Consider the following 19055-nt stretch of genomic DNA (forward strand, 5'->3'; position numbering starts at 1 on the left):
GTCCGCCCGCACGCGCCGCTCGGCATACCTTCGCGTCGTCCTGCGTCCTCCGCCTTCACCCGCCGCTCAGCGCACCACCGCCGTCTCGACCAGGAGCCGCGCGGCCGCCGCGATCGCCTCGGCGTCGATGCCCGCGGCGTGCAGCTGCTCGCCCGGGCTCGCCGAACCGGGCATCGTACGGACGGCGAGGCGCACCAGGCGGGGCACCGGTCGGCCGTCCAGGAAGGCGTCCAGGACCGCGTCCCCGATGCCGCCCTCCTCACGGTGGTCCTCGACCGTGACGAGGCAGCCTGTCTGTTCGGCGGCGTCGCGCAGGGTCCGGCGGTCGACGGGCTTGACCGAGTAGAGATCGACGACCCGGACCTGGATGCCCTCGCGGTCGAGCGCCTCCGCGGCGGCCAGCGCCTCGTGGACGGTGACACCGGCCGCGACCAGGGTCAGCCGGTCCTGGCCACTGGCGCGCAGCACCTTGCTGCCGCCGACCGGGAACTCCTCCGTGGGGCTGTAGATCACGGGGCTGTCGCCGCGCGAGGTGCGCAGATAGCGGATGCCCTCCAGGTCGGCCATGGTGGCGACGAGCTTGGCCGTCTGGTTGGCGTCGCACGGGTAGAGCACGGTCGTCCCGTACAGCGCGCGGAACATCGCCAGGTCCTCCAGGCCCATCTGGGAGGGCCCGTCCTGCCCGATGGCCACGCCCGCGTGCGAACCGACCAGGTTGATGCCGGAGCCGCTGACCGCCGCCATGCGGACGAAGTCGTGGGCGCGCGTCAGGAAGGCGGCGAAGGTCGAGGCGTAGGGCACCCAGCCGCGGCTCGCCATGCCGACCGAGGTGGCGACCAGCTGCTGTTCGGCGATGTAGCACTCGAAGAAGCGGTCAGGATGCTCCTTGGCGAAGAACTCGGCGCGCGTCGAGTCGCTGACCTCGCCGTCCAGGACCACGACGTCGCCGCGTGCGGTGCCGAGCGCGGCGAGCGCCTGCCCGTAGGCGTCCCGGGTGGCGACCTCGTCACCGGTGTCGTAGCGGGGCAGGTCGAGGTGTGCGGAGTGCGCGGCGTGCACGGTCCGTGCGGCGGGCGGCTGCTGGACCTCCACGTGCCGCTCGTGGACCCCGCCCAGCTCCGCGACGGCCTCCTCGGGGTCGGGCAGCGGTTTGCCGTGCAGGCCCTCGCGGTCCTGGGCGGAGGCGACGCCCTTGCCCTTGAGGGTGCGGGCGATGATCGCGGTCGGTTGTCCGGCGGTCGATCCGGCCTCGCCGTAGGCGCGGTCGATCGCGTCCACGTCGTGCCCGTCGACCTCGACGGTGTGCCAGCCGAAGGCCCGGAAACGCCGGGCGTAGGCGTCCAGGTCGTGGCCGTGCCGGGTCGGCCCGCGCTGGCCGAGGCGGTTCACGTCGAGGATCGCGACGAGGTTGTCGAGGTGCTCGAATCCGGCGTGCTCGGCGGCCTCCCAGACGGAGCCCTCGGCGAGTTCGCTGTCCCCGCACAGCACCCACACCCGGTAGCCGGTGTGGTCCAGCCGTTTGCCGGCGAGCGCGACGCCCACGGCGACGGGGAGCCCCTGTCCGAGGGAACCGGTGGCGGTCTCCACCCACGGCAGCCGCCGGGGCGTGGGATGGCCCTCCAGCCGGCTGCCCCGCTTGCGGAAGGTGAGGAGCTCCGGCTCGCTGATGGCCCCCGCGGCCTTGTAGGCGGAGTACAGCAGGGGCGAGGCGTGGCCCTTGGAGAGGATGAACCGGTCGTTGCCGTGATGCTGGGGGCGTTCGAAGTCGTAGCGCAGGTGGTTGGCGAGCAGTACGGCCATGAGATCGGCCGCGGACATCGACGACGTGGGGTGCCCGGAGCCCGCGGCGGCGGCCGCGCGCACGCTGTCCACACGCAACTGCTGTGCCAGCTCGTTGAGTTGACGGGTCTTCATGACGCTCCTTCCGGTCGGTCGGCGTGCTTCGCCGGTGCACCGGGCACGCGTGCCAGTTCCGGCGACGCGGTGTCCAGGGGGACGGACCACGAGCGGACCAGACCGAGTTGTACGGCCTGGCGCGGGAGTACGGCGTCCAGCAGCCAGTCGGCGGCGACCCGGACGCGGTTCGCCGGCATGGCGGCGAGGTGGTAGCCGCGGGTGACCACTCCGGCGACGGGCCCCGACAGCGGGACGCCGAGCGGGTTGGCGGCGGCCTTGGCGCCGCCGAGGTCGACGGTGAAGCCCAGGTCGCGGTGGTGGTAGGCGCGGCGGCTGCCGATGCCGAGCGAGGCGGCCACGTTGCGTCCGGCGATCCGTCCGTGCCGCCAGGCGTGCTGGGCGGTCATCGGCGTGTACTGCCCGGGCCGGTCCAGATCCGGCACGGCCGCGGCGTCCCCGCACGCGTACACCTCGGGATGGCCGGGCACCTGGAGGTACGGGTCGACGAGCAGCCGCCCGTGCTCCAGGGGCCGGCCGAGTCCCGCGACCAGCGGGTCGGGGCGGACGCCGACGCACCACACCAGGGTCCGGGTGTCCACGAACTCCCCGTCGCTGAGCCGGACCCCGGTGGGCGTGGCCTCCTCGACGGACGTCTGGGTGCGCACGTCGACGCCGCGTTGCCGCAGCACGCGGTCGGCGGTGCGCGAGAGCCGCTCGTCGAGTTCGGGCAGGACACGCGGCGCGACGTCGAGGAGCAGCCAGCGGGGCCGCATGCCGTCGTACAACGGCTGTTTGCGCACCAGCGCGTCGGTGAACAGCTTTCCCTGGGCGGCGACCTCGGTCCCCGTGTAGCCGGCGCCCACCACGACGAAGGTGCAGCGTGCGGCGCAGTTCTTCGGGTCGTCGGCAGCGGCGGCGAGCTCCACCTGCCGGGTCACGTGATCCCTGAGGTAGAGCGCCTCCGGCAGGCCGCGGAAGCCGTGCGCGTACTCGGCGACGCCCGGCACGGGCAGCAGTTTGTTGACGCTGCCGACGGCGAGGACGAGGCGGTCGTAACCGAGGGTGCCGCCGTCGCCCTCCGGGCCGGTGTAGTGGACGGTGCGGGCGTCGAGGTCGATGCCGTCGGCCTCGCCGAGCACGAGGCGCACCCGCGGCAGGGTTCCGGTGAGCGAGACGGTGACGCGGCGCGGCTCCAGCACGCCGGCGGCCACCTGGGGCAGCAGGGGCAGGTACAGGAAGTAGTCGGTGGGGTTGAGCAGGGTGATGTCGGCCTTGTGCCGGGTCAGCCGCGACAGGACGCGGGCCGTCCGGTACCCGGCGAAGCCGGCACCGACGATCAGGATGCGGGGTCGACTCACGGTTCGCCTCCGGCGGTGTCGCTCGTACGGGCTCTTCCGCGTCCCCAGGGCGCGGGCACCCAAACACCGGCGCCCCCAGCGTCTCACCCGTGTCGTCCGGGTTCACGTCGGGAGCGCCGCGGCGACGAGTCGCCGTCACCGCACGCGGCGTGCGTCACGGTCAGCGCACGCGGTGTCCGTCACGCGCGGTGATGCGGCGCATCCGGATAGTCCGTTCCGGGAATGTGGGGGGTGCTGCCGGGGGCGCCCGGGGGGACGGGCGGGACCGGCGGGTAGGGCATGCCGAGGCCGCTGGGCGGAGCGGCCGGGGCCGAACCGCCGACGACGTGGTCGGGGTCGGTGTGCCCGTGCGGGTGCGCGGAGCGTCCGTGCGGGTGCGTGGACGGCCGGGCCATGCCGCGCAGCACGAAGGCCACCACTCCGAGCAGTGCCGCGGTGATCAGGGCGGCGGCCCAGCCGGGCAGCCCCGCGGCGAGGCCCAGGCCGATGGCCAGAGCCAGCGCGGCGCCCGCGTACAGGGCCAGGGCGCCGGACGCCGCGTACAGCGTGGCCGTGCGGCGCTGCTTGCGGGTCTGTTCGCGCAGCTCGTCCCGTACGGTCTCGCGGGCCACCTGCGCCAGCTCGTCGACGAGGTCCTTGTCCAGGTGTTCCAGATGATCCAAGCGTTCCATGGCCGCCGAGTACCCGGCCCGGCAGTGGCATAACGCGAGGTAGGCGGCCGGTCCGGGGGCGGACCCGGGCGGCTGCGCGCTCCGGCGGGCCGGCGGGTGCGGTGCTCCCGCGGTGTGCGGGATCCGTGCGAAACGATCTCCCGTCCGGGCGGCCCCAACTAGGCTCCTCCCATGGAGATTCTGGGAGCCACGCTGCGTATCTGCGTCGACGACCTGGAGGCCTCGGTCCCGTTCTACGAGAGACTCGCCGGCGGGAGCGCCCTCCGCTTCGAGCGCGGCGGTGTCTCCGTGGCCGCTGTCGGGTGCTTCCTGCTGATGAGCGGGCCCGAGGCCGAACTGGAGGTCCTGCGCAAGGTCGCCGCGACCATCGCCGTCAAGGACGTCGACGAGGCCCACCGTGTCCTCACCGAGTCGGGCGCGCACGTGCTCGCGGGTCCCGTCGCCACTCCGGCGGGCCGCAACCTGATCGCCATGCATCCGGACGGATCGGTGTACGAGTACGTGGACCGCAGAGCGGAGTAGCCGTCCGGAACGGGCGGCGGGCCCCCGGCGGCTCCGGTGCCGGTCCGGCGGGCCCCCGGGGCTCCGGTGCCGGTCCGGCGGGCCTCCGGCGGCTCTCCGGTGCCGGTCCGCCCGCCCCCACGGGGACTCCCGTACAGACGGAGCCCCCGGCGGAGCGCCCGGGCGCGTGCCTCGGGCCGGTCAGTCCGTGGGCGGCCGCATGCGGAACTCGTACCGCGCCGGCAGCGGATCGTCGGTCAGGCGGGCCCACACCTGGGACATCACCTCGGCGCCCTCGCGCAGGTCGGCCACCTCGAACCCCTCGTCGAAGACGGCGCGGGCCGCGGACACGTCCCCCTCGGCGAGCAGCAGCTGCGCCTCGATCAGACGGAACCGGCCCCGCGCGCGGGTGCCGGAGCCGAGCCGCTCCCACACGGACCGCGCCTGACGGGTCCGCCGTACCGCGAGGAGCGCCTCCACGGCCTCCCGTCCCAGCGCGGTCGTCGCCGCGGTCCACACCTCCCCGGAGTCCCGCCGCTCACGGCACAGGTCGTCGAACGCCTCGACGTACCGGTCGGCGGCCCGCTCCCTGTTGCCCGCCTGCGCGTCGGCGACGGCGAGACAGCGGAGCAAGGGCCACAGGGACGGGGCGAGTTCGAGGGCACGCTCCCAACTGCGCACGGCCTGCGCCGAGTCGCCGGCGTGCCACTGGGCCACCCCGAGGTGGTACTCGGCCAGCGGCACGGCGGGCGCGGTCTCCAGCATGTCCCGCCAGTGCGGGGCGACCAGCGTCTCACCGGGCGGCCCGACCCGCCGGGGCTCGGGAAACGCACCGGTCCGCAGGAGTTCGAGCCAGGGGGCCTGCGCCTCACCGAGCGTGGACTCCTCGAACGGCGTACCGGGCAGCTTGTGGGCGGAGCGCAGGACCTCCAGCGCTCCCCAGCCCGAACCGACGGCGAGCACCTCGCCGGGGTCGGTGTCGGCGTGCGGCAGCCAGGCGGCGTACGCGGCGTCGACGTCCCGGCGCGGCAGGACGTCCTCCAGCCGGGACTCGGCCTCCGCACGCGCCGCCGCCCAGTCCTCGCCGTGCGCCGCCTCGGCTCCCACGGTCAGCGGCCCGTAGGCCTCCAGCCACGAGAACTCGCTCTCCGCCTCCAGCCGTACGTGTTCGAGCTGCGTGCGCGCCAGTCCGGCCTGGATCTCGCAGTAGCCGCCGGTCCCGGGCTCGGTGAGCCACTCCTGCCAGCGCCGCCCGCCCGGTCCCGAGCCCCATACGAACAGCTTGCGTCCGCGCAGCAGGTCGGTCGAGGTCTGCACGAGTGCGTCGCCCGCCTCGTCGACCGCCGCGATCCAGCGGCGCTGCCCGTCGGGCACCTCGTAGAAGAAGTCGGCGGGGAAGTGGCTGTTGAGCGGGTACGTCCGGTCGGCGTCGTCGTACGACGGCACCGGTATGCGCCGCAGCCGGCGCTCGTACCCGAAGTGCCAGGCCTCGTCGGCCGGCGCCAGGACCCTGCGCTCCTCGGGGACCGCGATGTTGGACCACCAGTACACGGGCGCGGGCCGCTCGTGCGGATTGCGCACGCGGACGCCGACGTACAGGAAGTCGGAGCCGTCCGGCAGCCACAGATCGACCTGGAAGGGAAGGTCCCGCAGTCGCTCCCACTCCCACAGGCGCAGCATCTCGCCGCCGTCGGGGGCGGGCACACGGGCGGCGTGGAGGGGTGAGCAGGACAGGGTGGTGTGGCCGGTGGCGCCGATGTTCCACTCGATGCCGCCGGAGAACCAGGCGCCGTTGAGGGCGAAGCAGGCGGGCTGCACCACCGGGTTGCGGTAGAGGAGTTCGCGCTCGGTGGGTTTGTGCAGGAGCGAGACGATCCGGCCGCCGAGGCCGGGCAGCACGGTGGCGCGCAGCCGGTCGTTCTCGATGACGACGGCGTCGAGTTCGCGGGGGATGCGTGCCCTGCCGTATCCGTCCCGGATGCGCTCCGGCAGGACGCTGTGCAGGGGTTCGTAGCCGATCTGCCGGGCCATGTCGCGCGGCAGGCCCTCGCGGTCCCGCTCGTCGATGCGGTGCGCCTCGTCGAGGGTCAGCAGCGGAGGCAGCGGATTGCTGGGGCCCAGGTCCGCCGCAGGGAGCGTCAGTACGTCACGTCGGATCGTCGTCACGATGACCATGGAACATGGTCCTGCGGGAAGTGACCAGGGGCTGTGCTCGCAAGAATGCGGTCAGGATTCCGCAAAGGCGGCGACGACGAGGTCGGTGAGCAACTGCCCCGCCGTGCCGTCCGGGTCCAGGTCGGGGTCGTAGATGGTGATGTTGAGGCCGACGCAGTGCGGGGAGCGCACCAAGGGGCGCAGCAGGGCGAGGAGTTCGTCGGGGAGCAGTCCGTCGGGGTCGGGGCTGTCCACGGCGGGCATCACCGACGGGTCGAGGCAGTCGGCGTCGAGGTGTACCCAGAAGCCCTCGAGGTGCGGCTGTTCGAGGGTCTGCACGGTCGCCCGCGCGAGGGCGTCGGCACCCCACTCGCGCAGTTCTCCGACGGTCACCGTCGGGATCTTCAGCGCGGCGAGCTCGTCCCGCTCGGTGTCGTAGTCGCGGATGCCGAAGAGCCGTACGTCCTCGTCGCGCAGGTAGGGCCTCAGCCCCTCCAGGTCGGTCAGGTCGTCCTGGCCCCGGCCGGTGGCCAGGGCGAGTTCCTCGCCGCCCGCGGCACCGATCCGGTCGGAGTTGCCGGGGTGGCGGAAGTCCGCGGATCCGTCGACGGCGACGATGCCGTAGCGGCCGATGCGGCGCAGCGCCAGCGACGCTCCCAACTGGATGGAGCAGTCGCCGCCGAGGACGACGGGCAGGTCACCCGCGCGGACATGGTGCTCGATGCGGTCGGCGAGCTTGACGGTGTACGCGGCGATGGCGGCGGCGTTGAAGACGCCGTCGCCCTCCTGCCAGTCGCCCCGGTCGTAGCGCGGCGGGACGACGGCACCGCCCTCCAGGGCGCCGAGCCGCTGCACGATGCGCTGCTCGCGCAGGGCGCCGGCCAGCTTGTAGCAGCCGGGGACGGTGCCCGGCGCCGGGGGCCGCAGGCCCAGGTTGGAGGGCGCGTCGAGGACCACGATGTTCCGCATGGACTCATCCTGTCCCGGCGTCCGCCGGGCGGGAAGAGACCATTTCCGCCGTGATCGCCCAGCGCTCGTGGTCCCGCCAGACCCCGTCGATGCGGATGAAGTCCGGCGAGAAGCCCTCCAGCCGGAACCCGCACCGCCGGGCGAGCGCGAGGGAGCCGGCGTTGCCCGGCTGCGCGTTGATCTCCAGCCGGTGCAGCCCCATCGCGCCGAAGGCGTACCGCACGACGAGGTCGAGCCCCTCGGCCATCAGCCCGCGGCCCGCGGCGTGCGCGAAGGCGCCGTACCCCAGCGCTCCGCACAGGAAGCCGCCCTCGACGATGTTGTTGATGTTGATGAACCCGGCGATGCCTCCGTGCTCGCGTTCGCAGACGAGGAAGCCGGCCTTCGTCGGATCGTCGATGAGCCGTCCCGCGTACCGGGCGTAGGCGTCGGCGCTGTCGGGCGGGAAGAGCCAGGGCTGGTGCAGTTCCTTGCTCTCGCGGGCCCGGGCGGTGAACTCCGGGCCGTCCTCGTGGGTGAAGTGGCGTATGCCCACACGAGGGCCTTCGGCGAGGTAGTCAGGCATTCCGTCACCTTACGCGAACGGGTGTTTCAGCTGCGGCGCTTCCTGACGGCGTACGCGCCGCAGAGCCCGCCGATCGCGCCGGTGCCGAGGAGGGCCATCCACAGCGGCATGGTCACCTCAGGGCCGAGCAGCCGGATCTTCGTGCTGCGTCTGTTCTCGAAGACGAAGATCAGGGTGAGCAGGGCCAGGGCCGCGATGCTGATCCTGCCGGGGGTCGCCGGTCCGCCGCTGCCGTTCCCGCCCTCGCTCTCGGAGGTCTTCGGGCTCATGCGCCCAGCATGGGCGGCGCGGTCGCGGCACGCGCGGTGGGACGTTCCTACGGGTGACCCGTGACCGCCCACGGTCACGGGTCACCCTGGCCGGTCGCCGGGTTCCGTCGGTCCCCGCGTCAGTCCCCGACGACCGGCAGCTCCAGTACCCCGGTGTCCCCCGGTGAGCTGGTGACGGTCACCGGCTTCACCCCCTTGTTCCCGAAGTAGGCGTCGTCGCTGGCGGCGACGACGAACCGGAGCCGGTGTCCCGCCTCGTACCGGTGCACGATCCCCGGCAGCGAGACGGTGAAGCGCCGCGTGACGTCCGGCACCCGCACGGGTGCCACCAGGCGGTGCACCAGCGTCTTGGTGCCGTCGGGCGCCACGTCGTAGAGCTTGGCGAAGAGGACCAGTTTGTCCGCGGCGTCGCCGGAGTGCTGCACACGCTCCGTCCCAGGTGAGACGACCTTCAGCGTGGCCCGGGGCGCTCCGACCACGTCGACCGCACGGGGCAGCGGTTCACTGGTCCAGCCCAGGTAGGTGCCCGGTGTGTCGTACGGCGCCGGGTCGGGCAGTCCGACGACCCCGGCGAGGGAGCTCTCGGAGTGGCTCGTGGGCAGCGGCAGGTTGCGGTACTCCCGGCTGCCGCGCGCGACCTTCTTGCGGTCGTCGACGAGCTTTCCGTCACCGGACAGGTAGAGCGCGCGGCTGAGCGAGGGCAGCCGGCCGGCCGTCGCGTAGGTGTGACCTGGATCGGCGATCCAGTCGCGGTAGTACGCGAACGCCGGTCCGGTGTCGGCGTCCTCACGGTGCCTCAGATAGCGGTCGAACCAGGCGAGGATCCGTTTGCCGACGTAACTCGTCTCCAAGTTGCCCTGCGACAGATTGAGTTCGCCGCTCGCCGGGTCGGTGAGCCCGCCGCTGTGACCCCACGACTGCCAGATCATGGTGGTCGTGGTGCCCTGGGCCTTGAGCGCCTTGTACGTCGCCGTCGCCTCGTTGAGGTTGAACAGGCTGTCGGCCTGGCCCTGGACGAGGAGGGTCGGCGCGCGTACCCCCCGTAGATAGGAGACGGGCGACACGCTGCGGGCGTAGTCGAGCAGCGGCCCGGTCCTGGCCGCCGGGTAGCTGCCCGAGTTGAGGGTCCGCACCGTCCGGCAGGCGTCACTCACGAAGTGCAGGCAGGTCAGGTCGTTGATCCGGGAGGGGTCCAGGTTCGGTTCGGTCAGCGGCTGGGTCTCGCCGATCAGGTAGAAGCCGTTGGCCCACTGCCATTTGAAGGCGCCGGGCACCTCGCTCGCACCGCCGGCGTTGTTGGGGTCGAGGGAGTACGCGAGGTCGTGCCAGGTGATGAGAGGGACGAGGGCGTCGACGCGGTGGTCCACCGCGGCGGTGGCCATCTGGACGGCGCCGCCGTACGAGCCTCCGATCATGCCGACGCGGGGATCGGCCTTGCCGTCCCGCGCCACGTAGTCGGCCCGTGTGCCGTCGTCCGCGGCGCGTGTGCCGGCGAGGAAGTCGACCAGCCGGGAGGCCGCCACGCCGTCGATGCGCGGGTCGTCGAGGGAGATCAGGCACCCCGATCCACCGAAGCCCAGCCCGGAGTAGACGAGTCCCACATAGCCACGGGCGGCGAACGCCTTGCCGATCGCGTCCGTCGAACCGTCCGACTTGCTGCCGCCGAAGCCGTTGGTGGCGAGCACGGCGGGTGCGGGGTGGTCGCGGTCCACTCCGGCGGGCCGGTACAGGTCGGCGTCGATCGTGCAGGTGCGCCCGCCGGCCTCGACCGTGAACGTGAGCGCGGTGACGGAGTACGGGACGGGCGCGGCGGACGCGGGTGCGGTGAACGCGAGCGGAGCCGTGAGCGCGGCTGCGAGAGCCAGGGCGAGCGGGGCACCGGATCGCCTGGAGCGGGATCCGGGCACTCGCGGGCGACGGGACACATGGACCTCCACGGTGAGGACGACCCGAATGAGCGCGAAACGACTACCGACCGGTAAGTACCGGCCGGAAGTCATGCTGTGACACGTGTCAGACGGAGGTCAATCACCGTGCTGCATGTTGTTGACGGAGATTCAGTGAACGGGCCGCGTCCGTGACCGCCGGTCGCGGCGGCCACGGACGCGGCGCGGGAGCTTCAGACCAGGGCGGGTTCGTCCAGCGTCAACGTCCCTGTGTCGGCGTCGAGTTCGGCCGGCAGGCCGAAAGGTGTGGTGAGCGCGCCCTCGCAGTGCCCGAAGCCGAAGTGCTCGGCCACGGGCACGCCGAGACCGCCGAGCCGGTCGGCGAACACCGCGCGCACCTCTTCGTAGGGACCGCAGTCCTCCCAGGATCCGAGGGCGATCCCGGCGACCCCGTCGAGCCATCCGGCGCGCAGCAGCTGCGTCAGGATGCGGTCCAGCCGGTACGCCTCCTCGCCGATGTCCTCGATCAGCAGGAGTCCTCCCCGGGCGGAAGGACGCGCGTGCGGCGCGCCGAGGCCGGCGGCCAGCAGGGACACGCAGCCGCCGAGGGTGACCCCCCGGGCACGCCCCGGCACCAGCGCGGTGCCGCGGCCCGAGGCGATGGTCCGCACCGACTCGGGCTCGAAGAGGGTGGCCCGCAGATGTTCCTGCGCCCGCGCGTTCTTCAGGAAGTCGATGCCCGCCACCATCGGGCCCTGAAGGGTCGCGAGGCCCACCCGGGTCGCGAACGCCTCGTGCAGCGCGGTGATGTCGCTGAACCCGAGGAAGACCTTGGGCCCCGCGGCGCGGATGGCGTCCCAGTCGAGCAGGTCGATCATGCGCTGCGCGCCGTACCCTCCGCGGGCGCACAGCACCGCGGACACGTCCGGGTCGCACCAGGCGGCCTGGAAGTCGGCGGCCCGGTCGGCGTCCGTGCCCGCGAGATAGTTGAAGTCGGCGTGACGGTCGAGGACATGGGGCGCCACCACGGGGTCGAGATGCCAGCCGCGCAGGATGTCCAGGCCCGCCTGGAGCCGCTCCTCGGGGATGGGGCCGCTGGGCGCGACGACGGCGACACGCGCCCCGGGGGCGAGTCGTGCGGGTCGGGTCAAGGGCTCGGTGGTGGTCACTCGGCGTGCTCCGGTTCCTGGCTGAGGGGTGTCACTTGGCGAGCTCCAGGGTCGGGACACCGGGCGGGTGCAGTCCGAAGACCTGGGCGTACAGCGAGAGTTCGGACTCCAGGACCCGCACCATCGTCTCGGCCCGCCGGAAGCCGTGTCCCTCGCCCTCGAAGGCGATGTAGGCGTGCGGCACGCGCCGGCCGTGCTCCTCCAGCCTGGCCAGGAACCGCTCGCACTGCACGGGAGGGCAGATCGCGTCGTCGAGCCCCTGGAGCAGCAGGAACGGCGCGGTGATCCGGTCGGCGTGCTCGGTGGGCGACCGCTCCGCATACCGGCCGGGTACCTCGGCGATCGGGCCGACCAGGCTCTCCAGATACCGCGACTCGAAGTCGTGGGTCTCCCCCGTGGCCCAGCCCGCGAGGTCGAGGATCGGGTAGATGATCGTGCCGCAGGCGTACACGTCGGTGCTCGCCAGGGACGCGGCCGTGGTCCAGCCGCCCGCGCTGCCGCCGCGGATGGCCAGCCGGTCTCGGTCGGCGGTGCCCTCCGCGGCCAGAGCCAGTGCGACGGCCGCGCAGTCCTCGACGTCGACGACGCCCCACTGCTCGCGCAGCCGGTTGCGGTACTCCCGCCCGTGGCCCGTCGATCCGCCGTAGTTGACCTCGGCGACACCGATCCCGCGGGAGGTGAAGTAGGCGATCTCCAGGTCGAGGACGAGGGGTGCCCGGCCGGTGGGTCCGCCGTGCGCCCAGACGACGTACGGCGGCAGTTGGTCGCCCGCGGCGACGTGGCCTGGGTGGTGCGGCGGGTAGATGTGGGCGTGGATCTCGCGCCCCGCGGGACCGGTGAAGGAGCGGATCTGCGGCTCCGGGTAGTACGCGGGGTCCACCGGGTCCTCGTGCCGGGCACCGGTCACCCGGGCGCGGCCGGTGCGGGCGTCCAGCTCGACGACCTCGTAGGCGCTGCGGGGGCTGGCCCCGACGCCCATGATCCTGCTGCCGTGCACGGCGAGGGTGGGCGCGAACTCGGTCCAGGGGCCGGCCGCGTCGACCACCTCACCGGTCTCCGGGTCCAGGACGCCGAGGGCGGTGGCACCGCGCCCGTGGACGACCGCGATCAGGCCGGTCTCCAGCGGCGCGAACCAGCGGTGTCCGACGCGCCACAGCGGACCGCCGAACTCCTCCTCGCGCGGGCACAGCGCCACCGGGTCGCCGTCCGGGTCCAGGCGGTACAGATTCCACCAGCCGGTGCGGTCGCTCGCGTACAGCAGGGTGCCGTCGGGTGCCCAGTCGACCTGGACCACGGACTCCTCGGGGCCGCCGGCGACGGACCGCGCGGCGTGCAGGGTGCCGTCCTCGGCCACGTCGGCGAGGATCACCTCCGTCCCGTCCCACGGCATCCGGGGGTGGTCCCAGGCGAGCCAGGCCGCCCGGCGACCGTCCGGCGAGAGGCGCGCCCCGGTGACGAACCGGTGCCGCCCGTCGCTCAGTTCCCGGACGGCGTCGCGGTCCTCGGCGGCCGACCCGTCCAGCGGTACGGCGGCGAGCACCCGCCGTACGTCGGAGGGTCCCTCCCCGGTGAACTCCTCCAGGACGCACCACACCTCGCCGCGCTCCGGCCGCAACTGTGGATCCACCCAGCGCAGTCCGCCGCCGACCGTGGAGACAGGGGTCAACGGCGTGGGGGTGCCGCCCGGTTCGTGCCGGTAGAGCCGCTGGTCGGCGAAGTCGACGAACACCGTGAGGGGCCCCTCGGGGCGCATGACCCCGGCCCACGGCTGCCCGCCGTACTCGATGACGCGGCTGCGCACGTTCCACGGGGCCGGCAGCAGGGACTCCTCCGTGCCGTCCGCCCGGCGGCGGACGAGTGTGCGGCGTCCGCCCTCCTCGGGGCGGGGCTCGGTCCACCAGGCCTCGTCACCGACGAAACCCACGAACTCGGGGTGGCCGTCGTGCGCCGCGGCCAGTGTCGCGTCGATGGGCGAGGGCCACGATCCGTACGCCAACGTCTGCATGCCGTCCCCCTAGGCCGTGCGCAGAAAGCGGTCGAGGACGCGGACACCAAAATGGAGCGCCTCGACCGGGACGCGCTCGTCCACGCCGTGGAACAGGGCCTGGTAGTCGAAGCCCTCCGGAAGCTTCAGCGGGGCGAAGCCGTATCCGGTGATGCCGAGGCGCGAGAACTGCTTGGCGTCCGTGCCGCCGGACATGCAGTACGGCACCACATGTCCCTCGGGCGCGAACTCCTCGACGGCCTCGCGCATCTTCGCGTACGTCGCGGAGTCCAGCGGTGCCTGGAGGGCCACCTCCCGGTGGTGGAAATCCCACTCGACGTCAGGTCCGGTGAGCCGGTCCATGGTGGTGCGGAACTCGTCCTCCCAGCCCGGGAGATATCGGCCGTCCACATAGGCGACGGCCTCTCCCGGAATCACGTTGATCTTGTAACCGGCCTCCAGCATCGTCGGGTTGGCGCTGTTGCGCACGGTGGCCTCGACGAGCGCGGCGGCCGGTCCGAGCTTGCCCAGGAGGCCGTCCACGTCGTCCAGGCCGGCGTCCACGCCGTACAGGGCGGCCAGTTCGGTCAGGGCCGCGCTCGCGGTCGGGGTGAGCCGCAGCGGCCACTCGTACTCCCCGATACGGGTGATCGCCGAGGCCAGCCGGGTCACCGCGTTGCTCCGGTTCACCTTCGAGCCGTGCCCGGCCCGCCCGCGCGCGGTGAGCTTGAGCCAGCCGGTGCCCCGCTCGCCCGCGGCGATCGGATACAGCTGCCGTCCCGCCCCGTCGTGGAAGGTGAACGCCCCCGACTCGCTGACGCCCTCGGTGCACCCTTCGAAGAGCCCGGGGTGCTGATCGGCGAGGAAGCCCGAGCCGTCCTCGGCGCTCGCCTCCTCGTCGGCGGTGAAGGCGACGACGATGTCGCGGCGCGGACGCACGCCGGTGCGCGCCCACTCGCGGACGACGGCCAGGATCATCGCGTCCATGTTCTTCATGTCGACGGCGCCGCGCCCCCAGACCACACCGTCGCGGACCTCGCCGGAGAACGGGTGCACGCTCCAGTCCTCCGCCTGCGCGGGCACGACGTCGAGATGACCGTGCACGAGCAGCGCGTCTGCTGACGGGTCGGTGCCCTCGATGCGCGCGACGACGTTCGTCCGTCCGCGGGTGCGCTCCAGCAGCGTGGGCTCCAGACCCGCTTCCGCGAGCAGCGCCGCGGCGTACTCTGCGGCCGGGCGCTCCTGGCAGTCGCCTCCGCCGCGATTGGTCGTGTCGACACGGATGAGCTCGGAGGTGAACCTCACGACCTCGTCGAGTGCCTGTGCGTCAGCCATACTGCTCCTCCACCGCGGCCGAGACGATCGTGGTGACCGCCTTGAAGGTGCGAATCCCCTCGTACATGGTGTCGCTGGTGTACGCCACCTTGCGCTCCCCGATGCGGTCGACACCGGGCACGACCGTGGCGGCCATCGACAGATGCTCGGCGTCGAACTCCAGCGCCACGGTGAACGGGCCGCCGACGACCGGTTCGTGACGCACCGCCAGCGCCGCCGCCTCCTTGGCGGCGGCCCGGATGTCCGCGGCGGTCCTCGCGGGTGTGCGGCACACGGCCGCATAGCGCGAGACGTGGTCCTTGACGGCGACCTTCAATGCCTCCGGCGCGTAACCGAGCGCGTCCTCGCAGGCCACGTCGTCGCCGGTGACGAGGACGACCGGCACTCCGTACTCGGCGACGACATGGGCGTTGAGCAGGCCTTCGCTGGCGCGGACGTCGTTCACCCACACCCCCGTGATGGAGTTCGCCAGGTAGGTGTGCGCGAGGACTCCCTCCATTCCGGCGCCGGCGTGATAGCCGACGAAGGCGATGCCGTCCACGTCGGCGTGCTGCACGCCCTCCACCATGGACAGCGACTTGTGCCGCCCGGTGAGCATCTGTGCCCGCTCGTCGAGACGCTCCAGCAGGAGATTGCGCATGGTCCAGTGCGCCTCGTTGATCAGCACCTCGTCGGCGCCGCCGTCGAAGAAGCCGAGCACGGCCGCGTTGACGTCGGAGGTGAACAGTGAGCGGCATCGCTCCCACTGCTCGGTCCCCGGCAGCACGTCGGCCGGCCAGGTCACTCCCGTGGCGCCCTCCATGTCGGCGCTGATGAGGATCTTCATGACTCGAAACCGTACGCGCTTCGGCCCGGACCCGGCAGAGCCTGTGGACAACTCTCACCGGTCCAGACCACTGACGTCACCCGGTACGCCCCGCCACCAGCCATTTCGACGGAAGCTCGATGCGTGTGCCGTCCGCCGTGCATTCGGTCGTGACGAGCGGGAGTTCACCGTTCGCCAGCACCGTGAGGCCGGCGGCGCGCAGATACTCGGGGACTGCGGCGTCCGCGACCTCACCGGGGGCGATGCCGTGCCGGAACACCGGAGCCAGCTTGGCGGGCGGGCCGTCGGCGCCCTGCGCCAGACCGCGCAGCACGGCTCCCGCGGCTTCGGCGAGTTCGACGAGGAAGACCCGGCCGCGCTTCCCCACCAGCGTCGCCAGCCCGTCCACGAGCGGCTGCCGGTCGTCCGGCTCGGCCTGGTGGAGGACTCCGCGCATGTAGACGTTGGCGTCGCCGAGCTCCGCGTGCAGGGTCTGTGCCTCGGTCTTCTCCGCGGCGTCGAGCTGCCGGTAGCCGGCCTGACCCGCCGGGTCGGCCTGGCGCGCGTGGTCGAGCGCGGCCGCCGACAGGTCGGCGCCGACGACGTGCGGGAAGCGGTCGGCGAGGAAGCGGGTCTGGGTGCCGTTGCCGCAGCCGAGGTCCACGACGGGCAGGTCCCGGACCGCCAAGTGGGGTTCGAACAGGGCGAGATGGACACCGGCGGTCAGGGCGGGCTCGGCGTCCCAGAAGACCGCTCCGGGTTCGTCGGGGGCCTCCTGCCAGAAGCTCTCCCAGGACTGCCTGTACCGACTCGTCACACTCATGCCCGCTCCCCGGGTCGCGACCGCAGCCCGCCGGGACCTGGCAGGCGAGATCGGTCTATCGCGCCCGGCGCGCGGCGACAAGCGGGCGGCGCGTTCCTTCACGCCACTTTCGGTCCGCGTACCCCTGGCGCACTTCGCGCGCCCCCGCCCGATGGCCGCCGGTGCCGCCGTTCAGCACCGTCGTGGCAGGGTCAGTTCGAACCGGACGGACTTGCCCGCGCCGGTCCGGCTGGCGCCCCACTCGCGGGCCAGGGTGCTGACGACGCGCAGTCCGCGCCCGCACTCGTCGGTGGGCCCGGCGCTGAGCAGCGTCGGCAGTGTGTGGTCGTCGTCGGCCACCTCGCACAGCAGGGTGTCGCCGCGCACCAGCCGCAGGTCGATGCGCCGGCTGTGCGCGTGGCGCACGGCGTTGGTGACCAGCTCCGCGACCATCAGCTCGGCGTTGTCGGTCAGTCCGCCCAGGTCCCACGCGTGCAACTGCTCGCGGACCACCGCGCGCGCCCTGCCGACCTCGACCGGGTCGAGCGCGAGGCGCCATTCGGCGACGTCCTCGGGCTCGATGCCGTTGAGGCGGGCCATCAGGAGGGCCACGTCGTCCTTGCGTCCGCCGCGGGTGTTGAGGGAGCGGATGATGGTGTCGCATGCGTCGTCCATGGACGCGGCGGGGTGGGCGGCGGATTCGCAGAGCGTGGCGAGGCCCACGCCGATGTCCTCGCCGCGGACCTCGACCAGACCGTCGGTGCACATCACGAGCCGGTCGCCGGGCGTCACGCGCACGCGTACCGACTCGAAGGGCACTCCGCCGACCCCGATGGGCGCACCGGTCGGCAGGTCGAGCAGCTCGCTGCGCCCGTCCCCGGCGTGCACGAGGACGGGCGGGATGTGGCCCGCGTTGGCGATCTCCAGCTCACCGGCGATGGGGTCGTAGACCGCGTACAGACAGGTCGCCAGGTAGGTGTCGCCGAGTCGCTGGGCGAGGTCGTCGAGATTGCGCAGGAGCTGGGCGGGCGGCAGGTCGAGCGCGGCCATGGTCTGCACGGCGGTGCGCAACTGACCCATCATCGCTGCGGAGTTGAGGCCGTGCCCCATCACGTCACCGACGACCAGGGCGGTGCGGGAGCCGGGCAGCTTCACGGAGTCGAACCAGTCGCCGCCGACGCGGCCGAGGAGCGTGCCGGGCAGGTAGCGGGTCGCGATGTCGCATCCGGCCATGCGGGGCGCGATGTGCGGCAGCATGCTCTCCTGGAGGGTCTCGGCGACGCTCTCCTGGTAGGTGTACATGCGGGCGTTGTCCAGCACGAGGCCTGCGCGGGCGGCGAGTTCGGCTCCGGTGACGCGGTCCATGTCGTTGAACTCGACGCGCTCGGGGTGGCGCAGCAGGATCATGAACCCGAGGACCACGTTGCGGGCCTTCAGGGGGACGACCAGCATGGAGCGGTTGGTGATGAGCGGCCGGATGTCGCGCTTCTCGAACTGCGCGGCGATCATGTGGCCCATCTGCTCGCTGATCCGCGGCACGAGCACGGGCTCACCGGTGGTCATGCACTGGAAGAACGGGGTGTGGGCGGGGAAGGGCATGGCCTCGCCGACGGGTACGACGTCGTCCCAGCGGCCCGGCTCGTCCGTGTGTTCCAGGGCGACGCGGTGCCACATGGTGGTGGTGTCCGGCACGCCGTCGTGGAACCCCTCGCCCGCGACGACCTGTTCGCGCAGATAGGTGCCCGCCACGTCGGTGAAGCGGGGCACGACGGCCCGGCTGACCTCCAGGATGGTCTGCGCCAGATCGAGCGAGGTGCCGATGCGTCCGCTGACTTCGTTGAGGAACTCCAGTCTCTCGCGCACCGCGACGTATTCGAGGTCCGTGCCCTCGTCCTGGTCGTCCTGCGGCACGGGCTCGCCGGAGGCGGCGGCCCTGGCGGCCCGGGCTCGGCGCGCCTTGCGCTCGGCGCGCCGGGGTACGCCCCAGTCGGGGGTGACGGGCACCCGGTCGTTCTGGCTGAACTCCAGTACGGGATAGCCCAGTTCGAGGACCTGTGCGACGATGCGGGCGCTCTCGCCGACGCTCATGCTGGGCAGGATCTCGGGGAGCCGGCGGGCCAGTTCCTCCGCGCCGGGGAAGTCGGTGTGCAGGGCGAAGCCGGGCGCGATGCGCTCGATGCCCGCGCCGGCCGCGGGGTGGCCGTCCGGGTGGTCGGGGTCGCCCTGGTCGCCGAGGCGGAGTGCGGCCGCGTCGGCGGCGAGCACCAGGAGGCGTTCGCGTCCGGGGCCCACCAGCGGGTACGCCCACCACAGGACGTCGATCCGTTCGCCGTCACCTGCGCTGAGCCGGGCCCGCCCTGCGGCCGGGTAGGCGAGCCGTCCGTCGAGGGACGTCTCCAGGCCGGGGCCGAGGCCGTCGTAGGCCGCGTAGGCCCCGTAGGGAGCGGCGTCGTCGTCCTCGGGCAGTGCGCCGGAGACGGGCAGCAGGTCGGCGGCGAGACGGCCCACCGCGTCTTCCTTTGGGGTGCCGAACAGGCGCCTGGCGCCGGTGCTCCAGTGGGAGACGAGTCCACCGCGGTCCACGAGGACGACGGCCAGCGGGACGCGGCCGACGGCGGTGTGTTCCGCCGTGCCGTTCCCAGCTCCGCGGCTGGGAGTCGTGCCCACTTCGGTGCCACGGTCCATGGCCCA

General features: G+C 72.8%; 15 protein-coding genes. 1 reads left to right on the forward strand and 14 read right to left on the reverse strand.

Translation table 11 applies throughout. The annotated features are described in order from the left end of the window. Positions 1-66: 66 nt before the first annotated feature. The 3 genes from ABEB03_RS17335 to ABEB03_RS17345 all read right to left on the reverse strand — a co-directional run bounded on the left by ABEB03_RS17335 (position 67) and on the right by ABEB03_RS17345 (position 3925). Complete coding sequence (locus ABEB03_RS17335; protein ID WP_345649164.1) at positions 67-1914, reverse strand: transketolase; 1848 nt, start codon at positions 1912-1914, stop codon at positions 67-69. Beyond that, complete coding sequence (locus ABEB03_RS17340; RefSeq protein WP_345649167.1) at positions 1911-3254, reverse strand: NAD(P)/FAD-dependent oxidoreductase; 1344 nt, start codon at positions 3252-3254, stop codon at positions 1911-1913. The genes ABEB03_RS17335 and ABEB03_RS17340 overlap by 4 nt, the downstream gene beginning before the upstream one ends. Positions 3255-3433: 179 nt before the next feature. Beyond that, positions 3434-3925, reverse strand: a complete 492-nt coding sequence (locus ABEB03_RS17345) for a phage holin family protein (protein WP_345649170.1) — start codon at positions 3923-3925, stop codon at positions 3434-3436. A gap of 171 nt (positions 3926-4096) precedes the next feature. Between ABEB03_RS17345 and ABEB03_RS17350 the strand changes: the two genes are divergently transcribed. Then, a complete protein-coding gene (locus tag ABEB03_RS17350) occupies positions 4097-4447 on the forward strand; it encodes a VOC family protein (protein WP_345649173.1) in 351 nt (116 codons plus the stop codon). 180 nt (positions 4448-4627) lie between these two features. On the opposite strand, the gene ABEB03_RS17355 is transcribed toward ABEB03_RS17350, so the two are convergent. The 11 genes from ABEB03_RS17355 to ABEB03_RS17405 form a co-directional block, all read right to left on the reverse strand. Further along, positions 4628-6601 carry a DUF5107 domain-containing protein gene (locus tag ABEB03_RS17355; protein ID WP_345649176.1) on the reverse strand — a complete coding sequence of 658 codons (1974 nt, stop codon included), beginning with the start codon at positions 6599-6601 and terminating at the stop codon, positions 4628-4630. A gap of 51 nt (positions 6602-6652) precedes the next feature. Then, positions 6653-7549 (reverse strand): arginase family protein, encoded by an 897-nt coding sequence (locus tag ABEB03_RS17360; protein ID WP_345649179.1) that lies wholly within the window; start codon positions 7547-7549, stop codon positions 6653-6655. Positions 7550-7553: 4 nt separating this feature from the next. After that, the gene (locus ABEB03_RS17365; protein ID WP_345649182.1) at positions 7554-8114 is read right to left on the reverse strand and encodes a GNAT family N-acetyltransferase; all 561 of its coding nucleotides are present in this window, start codon (positions 8112-8114) and stop codon (positions 7554-7556) included. Between the two features lie 26 nt (positions 8115-8140). Further along, positions 8141-8383 carry a LapA family protein gene (locus tag ABEB03_RS17370; protein WP_345649185.1) on the reverse strand — a complete coding sequence of 81 codons (243 nt, stop codon included), beginning with the start codon at positions 8381-8383 and terminating at the stop codon, positions 8141-8143. Between the two features lie 119 nt (positions 8384-8502). Continuing rightward, positions 8503-10320, reverse strand: a complete 1818-nt coding sequence (locus tag ABEB03_RS17375; protein ID WP_425589255.1) for a CocE/NonD family hydrolase — start codon at positions 10318-10320, stop codon at positions 8503-8505. 182 nt (positions 10321-10502) lie between these two features. After that, positions 10503-11438 (reverse strand): S66 peptidase family protein, encoded by a 936-nt coding sequence (locus ABEB03_RS17380; protein ID WP_345649191.1) that lies wholly within the window; start codon positions 11436-11438, stop codon positions 10503-10505. 31 nt (positions 11439-11469) lie between these two features. After that, positions 11470-13443: an LpqB family beta-propeller domain-containing protein gene (locus ABEB03_RS17385; RefSeq protein WP_345649196.1), complete on the reverse strand. Its 1974-nt coding sequence runs from the start codon at positions 13441-13443 to the stop codon at positions 11470-11472. Positions 13444-13452: 9 nt separating this feature from the next. Then, the gene (locus ABEB03_RS17390; protein WP_345649199.1) at positions 13453-14757 is read right to left on the reverse strand and encodes a M20/M25/M40 family metallo-hydrolase; all 1305 of its coding nucleotides are present in this window, start codon (positions 14755-14757) and stop codon (positions 13453-13455) included. Further along, entirely contained in the window at positions 14750-15583 is an 834-nt protein-coding gene (locus ABEB03_RS17395) for a M55 family metallopeptidase (protein WP_095937589.1), read from the reverse strand. Before ABEB03_RS17395 ends, ABEB03_RS17390 begins: the two co-directional genes overlap by 8 nt. Before the next feature lie 76 nt (positions 15584-15659). Next, positions 15660-16385: a class I SAM-dependent methyltransferase gene (locus tag ABEB03_RS17400; RefSeq protein WP_345649203.1), complete on the reverse strand. Its 726-nt coding sequence runs from the start codon at positions 16383-16385 to the stop codon at positions 15660-15662. A 171-nt stretch (positions 16386-16556) separates the two neighbouring features. Then, complete coding sequence (locus tag ABEB03_RS17405) at positions 16557-19049, reverse strand: ATP-binding SpoIIE family protein phosphatase (RefSeq protein ID WP_345649205.1); 2493 nt, start codon at positions 19047-19049, stop codon at positions 16557-16559. Positions 19050-19055: the final 6 nt, after the last annotated feature.

Origin of the sequence: Streptomyces siamensis (genome assembly GCF_039543605.1) — a bacterium.
Lineage (GTDB): Bacteria > Actinomycetota > Actinomycetes > Streptomycetales > Streptomycetaceae > Streptomyces > Streptomyces siamensis.